The organism is Lentzea aerocolonigenes, assembly GCF_000955955.1.
Lineage (GTDB): Bacteria > Actinomycetota > Actinomycetes > Mycobacteriales > Pseudonocardiaceae > Lentzea > Lentzea aerocolonigenes_A.
The window spans coordinates 43,911-55,348 of record NZ_JYJG01000125.1 but is presented as its reverse complement, the minus strand read 5'-3'; the positions used below and the strand labels follow the sequence as shown (position 1 = coordinate 55,348).

8 protein-coding genes and 1 tRNA gene are annotated in these 11,438 nt (G+C 67.9%); 7 read left to right on the top strand and 2 right to left on the bottom strand.

Annotated features, from left to right (window positions below; genetic code table 11):
* The first annotated feature begins 1 nt into the window (after position 1).
* The 5 genes from UK23_RS19415 (at position 2) to UK23_RS19395 (ending at position 6,254) form a co-directional block, all read left to right on the top strand.
* Positions 2-73 (top strand) — tRNA-Val (locus tag UK23_RS19415).
* Between the two features lie 163 nt (positions 74-236).
* Positions 237-899, top strand: coding sequence for a TIR domain-containing protein (locus tag UK23_RS19410; protein WP_231114580.1), 663 nt, complete (start codon positions 237-239; stop codon positions 897-899).
* Positions 884-2,524, top strand: a complete 1,641-nt coding sequence (locus UK23_RS19405) for a tyrosine-protein kinase family protein (protein ID WP_045312972.1) — start codon at positions 884-886, stop codon at positions 2,522-2,524. The genes UK23_RS19410 and UK23_RS19405 overlap by 16 nt, the downstream gene beginning before the upstream one ends.
* A gap of 11 nt (positions 2,525-2,535) precedes the next feature.
* Positions 2,536-3,141, top strand: coding sequence for a hypothetical protein (locus tag UK23_RS19400; protein WP_045312988.1), 606 nt, complete (start codon positions 2,536-2,538; stop codon positions 3,139-3,141).
* Positions 3,138-6,254, top strand: a complete 3,117-nt coding sequence (locus UK23_RS19395; RefSeq protein ID WP_045312971.1) for a helicase HerA domain-containing protein — start codon at positions 3,138-3,140, stop codon at positions 6,252-6,254. Before UK23_RS19400 ends, UK23_RS19395 begins: the two co-directional genes overlap by 4 nt.
* A 43-nt stretch (positions 6,255-6,297) precedes the next feature.
* Here the strand turns inward: UK23_RS19395 and UK23_RS19390 are convergent, their stop codons facing one another.
* A complete protein-coding gene (locus tag UK23_RS19390; RefSeq protein WP_052684815.1) occupies positions 6,298-6,903 on the bottom strand; it encodes a hypothetical protein in 606 nt (201 codons plus the stop codon).
* Between the two features lie 217 nt (positions 6,904-7,120).
* On the opposite strand from UK23_RS19390, the gene UK23_RS51715 reads away from it, so the two are divergent.
* Positions 7,121-7,294 carry a hypothetical protein gene (locus tag UK23_RS51715; RefSeq protein ID WP_156213234.1) on the top strand — a complete coding sequence of 58 codons (174 nt, stop codon included), beginning with the start codon at positions 7,121-7,123 and terminating at the stop codon, positions 7,292-7,294.
* Between the two features lie 104 nt (positions 7,295-7,398).
* Positions 7,399-8,532 carry a helix-turn-helix domain-containing protein gene (locus UK23_RS19385; RefSeq protein WP_045312970.1) on the top strand — a complete coding sequence of 378 codons (1,134 nt, stop codon included), beginning with the start codon at positions 7,399-7,401 and terminating at the stop codon, positions 8,530-8,532.
* Here UK23_RS19385 and UK23_RS19380 read toward each other — a convergent pair.
* A complete protein-coding gene (locus tag UK23_RS19380) occupies positions 8,529-11,432 on the bottom strand; it encodes an AfsR/SARP family transcriptional regulator (RefSeq protein WP_231114579.1) in 2,904 nt (967 codons plus the stop codon). The two genes, UK23_RS19385 and UK23_RS19380, sit on opposite strands and share 4 nt — an antisense overlap.
* Positions 11,433-11,438 lie beyond the last annotated feature (6 nt).

Below are 11,438 nucleotides of genomic sequence, written 5' to 3'. Positions count from 1 at the left end.
CGGACGATTAGCTCAGCGGGAGAGCACTACCTTGACACGGTAGGGGTCACAGGTTCAATCCCTGTATCGTCCATAAGGGCCGAGGGGCGAGGTGTGTTCGCGGAAAGCGCGAACCACCTCGCCCCTTAGTGTTTTCTGGGGGCCAAGCCCCCAGACCCCAGCCGGGGCGCTGCGCCCCCGGACCCCCGCTGTGGCTCGCCCAGTTTTTGTCCAATTTTTGGTCGAAGCGGGCTCAAATGCCCACTTTTTTGTCTTTTATCGCGAGTGAATCGCATCTACCGTTATGCGCTGTGTCCGGCTACCAGTTCGATTTCTTCATCAGCTACAGCCGCCAGGGCAGTGTGCAGAAATGGCTGCTGAACCACTTCTACAACAAACTCGTCGAGTGCCTTGCCGACGAGTGTGCGCCCGCGCCCAAGGTGTACATGGACCGCCACATGCCGCGTGCCGTGGAGTGGTCGCACAACCTGACGACCTCGCTGCGTCACAGCAAGATCATGATCCAGGTGATGACGCCGCACTACTTCAGGTCCGGCTGGTGCATGTCGGAACTGGACAGCATGCGAGCGCGGGAGGAGATGCTGGGGCTGGCCAGCGGCGAGGTCTCCCAGGGGTTGATCTACCCCATTCTCTACTCGGACTCGGAGAACTTCCCGATCGCGGAACGGATGCGCAAATGGCACGACTTCAAGGAGTACGCACATCCTGATCCGGTTTACCAGCAGACGGTCGACTACATCCACTTCCACAAAGAAGTGAAACAGCTGGCGCGTGATCTGGTGGAGCTGGTGGACCAGGTGCCCGACTGGCAGCCGGACTGGCCGATTGTCGAACGCCCCGATCCGATCGTCACTCCGCGCACACCCTTACCGAGGTTCAAGCGATGTCCGGAACCGTGATCACGTTCTACTCCTACAAAGGTGGCGTCGGGCGCAGCTTCACCCTGGCCAACACGGCGGTGCTGCTCGCACGCTGGGGCTATCGGGTGCTCGCGATCGATTGGGATCTGGAAGCGCCGGGCCTGCACCTCTACTTCCGCCCGCACCTTTCCCAGCCACCTGACAGCGGTGTGGTCGATCTCGCACACGACTTCATGCAGAAAATCGAAGCTCCCGCCTCGCACACCGTGCGCGTCGATGTCGAGAACGGCGTGCTCGACCTGATGGCCGCCGGCAAGGTCGTCGACGACCGGCTCGACCCCTCCTACGCGCCCCGGATGCAGGAGATCGACTGGGAGGAGCTTTACGAGGACGGGTTCGCCGAGTTCCTCGAAGAACGCCGCGCCGAGTGGATCGCCCAATACGACTTCGTGCTGATCGACAGCCGCACCGGCGTCTCGGACATCGCGAGCATCTGCACCGCGCAGCTGCCTGATCGGCTGGTGGTGGTGTTCACCGCCAACGACCAGAACCTCAACGACGTCGTCGACATCGCCCATCTCGCGGACCAGGCGAGGGATCGCCTGCCCTACGACAGACCACGGCACCAGGTGATGCCCCTGTTGTCCCGGCTGGACAACACGGTCGAGTACGAGCGGGCCGCGGAATGGCAGAAGAAGTCGGCCGGCGTGGTGGCACCGCTCTTCCGCAACTGGCTGGTCAAGAGCGTGAAGCCAGACCTGATGCTGCGCCATCTCACGGTTCCGTACGTCTCGTACTGGAGCTTTGGCGAGCTGCTGCCGGTGCTGGAGGAGAAGTCTCCGTCACCGAACCAGATCTCGTTCGCGCTGGAGACCGTCGCCGCGGTGATCGCGCAGGAGTTCGACCGCACTGACCTGCTGGCGGACAACCGCGACGCGTATGTGGCCGCCGCACGTTCGCGGCGCCGGAAGTTCGACCTGGATCTGCTGGTGTCCAGCCCGAGGCCGTTGTGGCGCACCTCGACCCAGCTGATCACCGAGTTGCGGCTGCTGGGCGTGAAGGTGGACAGGTCGGTGTCGGGTGATCCGGAGATCCTCGACCACACCGGCGACCCCGCCGAACACCTCTGCCTCCTGATCGACGGCGGGCTCAGCCGGTGGCAGCTGACCGAGGCGGAACGGTTCGCGCGGCGTGCGCTCGGACCGGACGGCACGCAACGGCAGATGTTCTGCGTGGTGACCCGTGGCACGGATCGTGAGCTGCTGCCGGGATTCCTGCGCAACCTCCGGCACCTGGAGTTCGAACCGTCCGCACGACCAGTGCGCGTGGCAAGGGAGCTGCACGACCTCATCAAGGCCACGCCCGCCGCCGAGACGGAACCGGACCAGGAAGCGTTCAGGAGCGCTGAGGCCGCGCTGCGCGAGGTGCCGGACCAGCTCCCGTACGCCGGGAGGTTCGTGCTGGTCGAGGAAACGGTGCGGGGCATGGCCGGTGCGCTCGACGACGGCGACATGGACCTGCTGCGCGACCGGTCGGCAGACCTGCTGCTGCTGAGCAAACCGCACCGCAACGGCACCGGGGTGGCGGTTCCCGGGGCACTGCGCAACGAGGTGAGCGCACTGCTCGCCCGGATCGAGCGACGAATCAACGCGTTCACCGACTGAAAGGCGGCGTGATGCCGGAGAAGTACGCAACCAGCGCCAAGTCGGCACTGATGGTCCTGATGCTGGCCAACCGCGAAGTGCCCAACGTGGAGCTGAAGGACACCTACAAGATCTCGCTCGTGCCCAAGGATCGCGACCCGGTGAACCGCGACAAGCTCCTCGAGACGTCGAAGGACGGCAGGCGGCTCGTCCACAAGATCACCGACAAGGGCATCGAGTGGTGCATGACGCACCTCGTCGAGAGCGACCTGCCCTCACGGGTGGGGCCGCAGGCGCGGGTGAACCAGGAACTGCTCCGGCGGATGGTCCCGTTCCTGCGGGATCGAGGCCTGCTGGTGGAGGCGATCCGGTCGCGTGGGCTGGAGGAGCTGATCCGGCAGGTCTACCTGGAGCTGGGCGACGGTTACCAGGACTGGGTCCGGCTGGCGAAGCTCCGCCCGCGTCTTGACGGCGCCGGCCGCGACGAGGTGGACGAGACGCTGCTGAAGATGGTGCGCGACGGTTCCACCCATCTGGTGCCCAGCTCGAACACCAAGGTGCTGACCGACGAGGACCACGCGGCCGCCATCAGCATCGGCGGCGAGGACAAGCACCTCATGGCGATCGAGGAATCATGACCGAGCACCTGCGCGAGGCGCTGGCGGTCGTGCGGTTCAACTCGGCCGAGACCCCCGACGACGTATGGCACGCCTCCCCGTTCCACGTCGACGGCCTGCACACCAGGGCAGAACACCGGCTCCGGGCGGGCATCGCCGACGCGAGGGACAGCGTCGGCCCGAGCGTCGGTGGCCTGGTGCTGCAAGGGGAGAAGGGCGTCGGGAAGACGCACCTGCTGGGCACGGTTCGCCGGATCGTCCAGCAGGAGGGCGGCTACTTCTTCCTGGTCGAGGTCACGTCGGGCAAGGCCTTCTGGGACGACGTCGCCGACGCCATGCGCAGTGAGCTGCGGCGTGCCAACGATGACGGCGACATCCAGCTCGCGGTGTTGTTGCGCCAGCTGTGTCTGGGCGCGGACGTGTCGCCGGAGATCGCGCGTGCTGTGGTGGGCGAAGCACCGCTGACGCCTGATCACCTCAAGACGTTCCTCAGCGCGTTGCGCAAGGTCGACCCCAGGATCGCGGTGGAGTGCGGGGACACCATCCGCGCTCTCGTGCTGTACGGCTCGGAGGACTCGGACATCGGCAGGTCCTACCTGAAGGGTGTGGACGAGTCGAGCGCGGAACGCCGCCGCTGGGGTCTGCCGTCCGAGGCGAACCCGTCCCGTGCGCTGGTGCGTGACATGTCACGGGTCCTCGCGATGACCGGTCCGTGCGTCATCGCGGTCGACCAGCTGGACACGTTGGTCAACAAGGGTCAGGACGAGGTCGGGGCGAAGGTGACCAACCCCGAGCTGGTGCAGGAGATCGCGGACATCTCGGACGGGCTGATGCAGCTCCGCGAGACCACCAGGCGCACGGTCACCGTGGTGGCGTGCCTGATCGACACGTGGATGATGCTGAAGTCGATCGCGAGCGACACCGTCGGCGACCGCTTCACCACGACGCCGATTCTCGCCGCCATCGCCGATCCGGAGATCGGCAGGAGGTTGGTGGAGCGCTGGCTCGGTGTCATCTACCAGCGCAACGGGATCGTGCCGCCGCACCCGACCTGGCCGGTGGCGCCCAGTGCGTTCACCCCGGCCAACTGGGAGAACCGCACTCCGCGCCAGCTGCTCAAGCGGGTGCACGCGCACGCGGAAGCCTGTTTGTACGGCGAGATCAGGGAACTGGGCTCGTTCGGCGAGGAGCCGCCGTCCGAGGTGGTCCAAGCCCCGGTCGTCGTCGGGGCCGAGCCGGACTACATGGCGGAGTTCGACGCCAGGTTCGAGAGGTTGAAGCAGGCCGCGGAGATTCGGGCCGTGGACATCAGACAGTCCAATGAGGACGAAGTGCTGCCGGCGTTGCTGCTGGCCGGGCTGAAGTCCTGGATCACCGAGGTCGGCAACGACGAGCTGAAATGGCATCCTGAGCCGCATTCGGACGACATGCGGCTGCACGCGGGTCTGCGGCTCACCGTCAACGAGGAGCTGGACACCCAGGAACGCTGGGGCATGCGGTTCATCGCCAGCAGCCACGGCAACCGGGTGCTGCGCAAGCTGCGGGACGCGCGGGACGCGGCGGAGGGAACTCGCGGAGGTCGCGGCAGGCATCTGGTCATCATTCGCAACGGGGCCAAGGGCTGGAACGGCGCGGTGACGCAGAGACTGGTCGCCGAGCTCGAGAGCGCGGGCGGCCGGTGTGTCGACATCACCGACGACGACCTGCGGACCTTCAGCGCGCTCAAGGAGATCTGCGCGGTGCAGACCCACCAGCTGCTGGCGTGGCTGGTGGCGCGGAAACCGGCCAGCAGCACCACGTTCCTGCGTTCGGTGTTGCCGGAGCAGGAGAGGACCGCGGCAAGCCACCAGGAGACACGTCCTCCGCCGAAGCCACAGCCACAGCCACAACCTCAGCCACAACCGCAGCGACCGGAGAGCGACAGCGAGATCGTGCTCGGGATGGGCGGGGAGATCCGGATCGAGCTGGAGTCGTTGCGCAAGCACGCGATCGTGTTCGCGGGGTCCGGCAGCGGGAAGACGGTGTTGTTGCGCCGGATCGTCGAGGAGTGTGCGTTGCGCGGGGTCTCGGCGATCGTGCTCGATCCCAACAACGACCTGGCGCGCCTCGGCGATGCCTGGCCTGAGAAGCCAGGGGAGTGGCGGCCCGGGGACGAGGCCAAGGCCGCCGAGTACATCGCGGGGACCGAGGTCGTGGTGTGGACGCCGGGGCGCACCAGCGGGCGGCCGCTGGCCTTTCATCCGCTGCCGGATTTTGCCGGCGTGCGTGGGGATGAGGACGAGTTCAGTGCCGCGGTGGAGGCTGCGGTGGCGAGGTTGGTGCCGCATGCGCGGATTGCGAACGGGACGAAGTTCGCGGTGCGGGCGAGGGCCGTGCTCAAGGAGGCGCTCAAGCGGTACGCGCGTGAGGACCGCAGGGATCTCAACGGGTTCGTGGATCTGCTGGCCGAGTTGCCGGACGGGGTGAGCAAGCTGAATTCCGCGGCGGCCACGGCGGCTGATCTCGCGGAGACGTTGCGGGCCGCGATGGTGAACGATCCTCTGCTTGGCGGGCAAGGAGAACCGACTGATCCCGGGGTGCTGCTCACGCCCGCGCAGGGCAAGCGGGCGCGGGTTTCGGTGATCAGCTTCATCGGGTTGCCGTCGGAGGAGCAGCGGCAGGGGTTCATCAGTCAGCTGCAGCTGGAGGTGTTCGCCTGGATCAAGCGGAACCCTGCGGTGGATCGGCCGCTCGGTGGGCTGATGGTGATGGACGAGGCGCAGACGATCGCGCCGTCCGGTGGGGTGACGGCCTGTACGCAGACGACGATTCTGCTGGCGTCGCAGGCTCGGAAGTACGGGTTGGGGTTGTTGCTGGCCACGCAGGCGCCCAAGGGTGTGCACAACCAGGTGACCGGCAATGCCACGACGCAGTTCTTCGGGCGGTTGAACAGTCCGGCGCAGATCGCCGCGGCCACGGACATGGCGCGGGCCAAGGGGAGTTCGATCGCGGACATCTCGCGGCTGGAGCGCGGGCAGTTCTACGCCACCGGGGACACGTTCGGGTTCCGGCGGATGCGCGCGCCGCTGTGCCTGAGCTACCACCCGCCCAGTCCGTTGCGGCTGGAGGAAGTGATCGAGAGAGCCCGGCAGTGAGGCGAGGGCGGTGTCCCGGACGGGGCACCGCCCTTTTCGCGTCTCAGCGGAGCATGTCCTCGATTCGCTGGCACAGCGTGGGGAACAGCTCGGTGGAACCGCCGAGGACGACGAAGTTCACCGTGTCGTCGCCGCGGACTTCCACCGCGTACACGGTGTCGCCCGATCGTTCGACGCGCACGGCGATCGTGCTGTCGCCCAGGTGCACGGTGCCGGCGAGGCCGCGCTTGGTGAGTCCAGGAGACGCGACGGCGAACTGCTCGGCCAGGTCGCGCAAGGCGTTGCTGGTCGTCGGCGGTGCCTCGAGCGACATCACCTCGGTGACGAAGACCCGGTCCTGGCCGGCGGTTTCCGCTGCCTCGACGCGGCTGACCAGTGCGTCCACCAGGCCCTCGTCCGCGCGCAGGAACGTCGTGTGCGGCAACGTCTCCGGCACCTCGCCGAGCAGGACTGGCAGCACGTGCTCGTTCCCCGCCGCGAGATCGTCCACAGTGGAGACGAACGGGACGAGGAAGCGCACCTGCGCCTCCGGGGAGTCGTTGCCCTCCAGCACGGTCAGGCCGCGCTGCCGGCACGCCTCGGCCACCTCGCCGGCCACCGCGCGCTGCTCCTCGGTGAACGACACCGCGATGTCGTAGGACTCGATCACTCGGTACCTCCTCTTCCGCGACCGGCCGGCGGCCGGTCGGGCGTCAGCGTCCGCGCCGGGTGTTGACCAGAAGTGGATGAGGAGTGGACGTTGACCGCTGCGGCGGGCAACGGGAAACACCTGTTTTCGCGGTTTTTGAAGATGAATCCTCGAAGTAGCCCGCAGAACGGCGGGCGAAATCCCGGAATCAATTGCGATTTCCTTCGGAGGATTCGTCATGTCCAAAACCGTGTCCAGTTTCGCCGCCGGTGTCGTCACGTTGCTGACCGCACTCGTCGTCGCCGCCTCCGTTTCCGGCGGCGTCGCGGCCAACGCGGACGACACCACCCCGCCACCTCCCACGACCACCACGGAGACCCAGGAAGGCGGCGGGCACCCGTGGCACGACTGAGGTAAGTCGTGAATGCGCCCCGGCCATTTGTGGCGTGGCCGGGGCGATTGCGTTGAGGAGAGTCGGGATGGTGTACTCGGTCGACGCCGGAGCGGGAGGCAGTCGTGGCCGGAACTTTTGGTGAACAGCTGCGGGAATACCGCATCGCGGCGGGTTTGTCGATGGGTCAGCTGGCGAAGCTGATTCATTACAGCAAGGGTTATCTCAGCAAGATCGAGAATGACGTCAAACCTCCCACGCCGACGGTCGCGAGGTTGTGCGACGGCGTGCTCGGCGTCGGCGGCAAGCTGCTCGAGGCGGCGCTGTACAGCTCTCCACCTGCCGCCGCCGCGGGCATCCGGTCGCGACCGGTGCCGGACGAGCTGGTGATCGGCGGGATGCGCGCCTCGTTCGAACAGCTGAGAAGACTGGGCCTGCTCACCAGCCCGACGTTGCTCCTCGAACCGCTGAAAGCCTTGCAGCACACGGTTCACGGGCTCGCGCGCGAGAACACCGGACCCGCCGGCACGACGTTGCTGCGCCTCGCGGCACGCATCGCCGAGTACACGGGCTGGATGAGCCAGGAGGCGGGGGACGAGCGGGACGCGCTGCGGTGGACCCGGCAGGCCTCGGAACTGTCCCGCGCCGCGGGTGATCCGGACATCGCCAGCTACACGTTCGTCCGCGAGGCCGGGCTGGCGCTCTACCGGCAGGACGCCCGCGGCACGATCACCCTCGCCCAGCAGGCCCAGTGGATAGGTCAGGCGGGCTTGCGCGTGCTCGCGCTGGCGGCCAGGCGGGAAGCTCAGGGCCATGCGCTCGCGGGAGACCGGTACGCCGCCGAGAGAGCGTTCGACCGTGCCGCACAACCGATCGGGGCCGTAGAGCAGGAGGGTCCCTACCCCGTGCTCGGTTCCAGCGCGCCCGATCCGCTGGAACTGGCCAGGGGGTGGTCGTTGTGCGACCTCGGGCTCACCGTCGAGGCGGCCGCGGTGCTGGACCGGCAGCTCACGCTGTTGCCGGCCTCGTCCCGTCGCGCCAGGGCTCGTTTCGGCACCAGGCTGTCGCTGGCCTACGCGTTGTCCGGCGAGGTCGGCCAGAGTTGCGTCACGTTCGCCGGCATCATGGACGACGCGGCGCACGTCGACTCCGCGACCATCAGGACGGACCTGCACCAGCTGACCAGAACCCTGGGCAGATGGCACAACCACGGTGCCGTGCGAGAGATCTTCCCCGACCTCAGACGACTTCTGGCCTAACGCTGACCGCACGCACAGGTCAGTGCGGCGCGCTCGTCTCGCACCTCCTCCGCTTCCGGCTGGCCGAGCTCGGCGAACACCTCGGAGGCCGCGTCCCAGTGCACCACGGCGTCGGAGTGCCTGCCGAGCGCGTGCATCGACTGCGCCACACCGATTTCGCCGTACGCCCGGTGGGTGCGGTTGCCCGTGTCGGTCGCCAGGCCCAGCAGTGACTCGTAGAGCCGCAGCGCCGCGACCCGGTCACCAGCGTCGCCCGCCGTCGCGGCCCGGACGCGGAACATCCTGGCCTTGAGGTCGGCGTCGTCGACCCCGGCCGCAGCGTCGGAGGCCTGCTTGAGGTGGTGCACGGCCTCGGTGTACCGGCCGCGCAGCCGATACGCGTCCGCGAGGTTCGTCAACGCGTAGGCGGCCACGCAGGAGTCGTCCAGCCGCACCGCGAGCTCGTGCGCTTCCACGTGGTTGGGAATCGCCTCGTCCAGCATGCCCAGGTGCTGCTGGATCGCACCGAGGTTGTCCAACGAGTGCGCCAGCCCGCGCAGATGCCCGATCTCCCGCAGGATCCGCACCGACTCCTCCTGCCGGTGCAACGCGGCTTCGTACTGGTGGTGCTGCTCGCTCAGATAGCCGAGCTGGCTGAGCGCGTGCGCCTGGCCGCGAAGATCCCCGCACTGCTCGTACTTCTCCAGCGCTGCCTCGAACTGCCGCATCGCCTCGGTGTGCGAGCCCAGTTTCATCGTGCAGATCGCGATCGTGCAGAGCGTCGCGGCCTCACCGTGCACGTCGCCGAGCCCGGTCCAGTGCGGCAGGGCTTGCCTGGCGAGTTCGAGCGCTTTGGCGTGCAGACCACGCCGGTCGTGCGCGATCGCCAGGCGCAGCAACACGTGCGCCTGTCCGTAGCTGTCGGTGGTCTCCTTGGCCAGCTCCAGGGTGGCGATCCAGTCCTCGAACCGGTTCGCCGTGTTGAAGTGCCGCCAGATCAGCACGGCGAGCTGCCACGCGTGGCCGGGCAACGCGTTCGTGGCGGCGTGCTGGATCGCGGCGACCACGTTGTCCAGCTCGGCGGTGATCCACGCCTGCGCCGCGCCCGCCTCGGTGAACCGCAGGCTGAGCGGGCTCTCGCGGTCCACGGACGGCTGGGCCGCGCGGTCGAACGGGTACGCGGTGCCGGCCGCGTTGGCCAGGGTGACGAGGTAGAAGTCCAGCAGGCGCGCCAAAGCGTGCTCGGGAGCGGGCTCGAAGGCGGCGAACTCCTTGATCGAGTCGAGCATCTGGTAGCGGTCCGGCGCGATCTCCTCGAGCAGGCAGACCTCGTGCAGGTCGTCGAGCAGCTTGCGGGTCTCGGAGACGTCGTGGCCCACGAGCGCCGCCGCGGCGACGAGATCGACGTGCGGGCCCGGCAGGTGCCCGAACAGCCGGAAGACCTCCTGCTGCCGTTCGTCGAGCAGCCGGTAGGAGGCGTGCACGGCTGCGGCGCCGTCTAACCGCCACGGGCCGTCTTCGTCCATCAGCGTGAGCAGGTGCTCCAGCGACCACCTGTCGTGCCTGCGCAACGTTGCCGCGGCCACCGTGATGGGCATCGGCAGGTACCCGCAGCGCTTCACCAAACCCGCGATGTCCGCCGGCCTGCCACCGCGGAGCGGACCGGTCAGCCGCTGGAACAACGCGGTGGCGTCGCTCGCCGGCAGCGGCCCGAGCCGGACGTGCTCGCTGATGTCGGGCTCGCCCATCCTCCTGCTCGTCACGACGGCGAAGCAGTCCCGCGCCTCGGGCAGCAGCGGCCTGATCTGTTCGGGTGAGACAGCGTTGTCCAGCACCAGAAGGGTCTTCGTGCCGTAGAGGTGGGACTGGTAGAGCGTGGACTTGCGGCCGACCGTGTCCGGGATCTGCTCGGCGGGCACGCCCAGCTCGGTGAGCAGCTGCGTGAGCGCGTCCGAGATGGACATCGGCGCCACGTTCGGGGTGAACCCGTTGAGCCGCACCATGAGCTGGCCGTCCGGGAAGCGGTGACGCAGGCGGTGCGCCGCTTCCACGGCCAGACCGGTCTTGCCCACGCCGGGTGCGCCGCTGATCCACACCGCTCGTCGTTCGTCCGAGCCGGCGGCGGCGGACTCGATCGTGTCCAGTTCGCCGGACCGGCCGGTGAACCCTCCTGGACGTGACGGCAGCGAGCTGACCGGGTCACCTCGCCGGGCGCGCTCCGCGAGGTTGCGCAGGACGGTTCCCGGCTCGATGCCGAGCTCGGCGAGTGCCTCGGTCGCGGAGACGAAGACCCTGATCGCACCGACCCGGTCGCGACACGCGATCAACGCGCGCATCAGGAGCTCGGCGTACTTCTGGTTCTCCGGAACGGTCCGGACGGCGCGGCGCATCCGGTCTCTGGCCGACCGGTGGTGGCCGGAGTCCAGCTCCAACTCGGCCAGGTCACCGAGCGCGTCGTAGTAGCTCTCGTCCGGCGGGATCACCTCGGTGCCACCGACCCGGTCGATGTCGATGTCCTCCAGGAACCGCCCGCGCCGCAGCGCCACCGCCGCTCGCAGCAGCTCGATCGCTCCACGCTGGTCGTTGTCCTGCAACGCTCGTGCCGCCTGCTCGCGCAGCCGGTCGAACCGCACCACGTCGATCTGGTCCTCGTCGACGCGCAGCACGTACCCGGTCGCGGTCGTCTCGATCGTCGCGTCGGTGCCTTCGAACGCGGTGCGCAGCCTCTTGATGTAGCTGCGGACGAGGCTTCGGCGGTCGGGGTTCTCCGGCCACACCGTCTCGGTGAGCCGTTCGGGTGACACGGGTTTGTTCGCGTGTAAGAGAAGCACGACGAGGATGAACCGTTGCTGCTGGTCTCCCAAGGACACCGGGGTGTTGTCGTGCCACGCCTCCAGCGGACCCAGCATCCGGAAATCCACGCCGTC

Excerpts from the sequence above, each read along its gene's own strand:
- UK23_RS19395 (WP_045312971.1), top strand. The coding sequence starts at position 3,138 with ATGACCGAGCACCTGCGCGAGGCGCTGGCGGTCGTGCGGTTCAACTCG.
- UK23_RS19405 (WP_045312972.1), top strand. The coding sequence starts at position 884 with ATGTCCGGAACCGTGATCACGTTCTACTCCTACAAAGGTGGCGTCGGG.
- UK23_RS19400 (WP_045312988.1), top strand. The coding sequence starts at position 2,536 with ATGCCGGAGAAGTACGCAACCAGCGCCAAGTCGGCACTGATGGTCCTG.
- UK23_RS19410 (WP_231114580.1), top strand. The coding sequence starts at position 237 with ATGCCCACTTTTTTGTCTTTTATCGCGAGTGAATCGCATCTACCGTTA.
- UK23_RS51715 (WP_156213234.1), top strand. The coding sequence starts at position 7,121 with ATGTCCAAAACCGTGTCCAGTTTCGCCGCCGGTGTCGTCACGTTGCTG.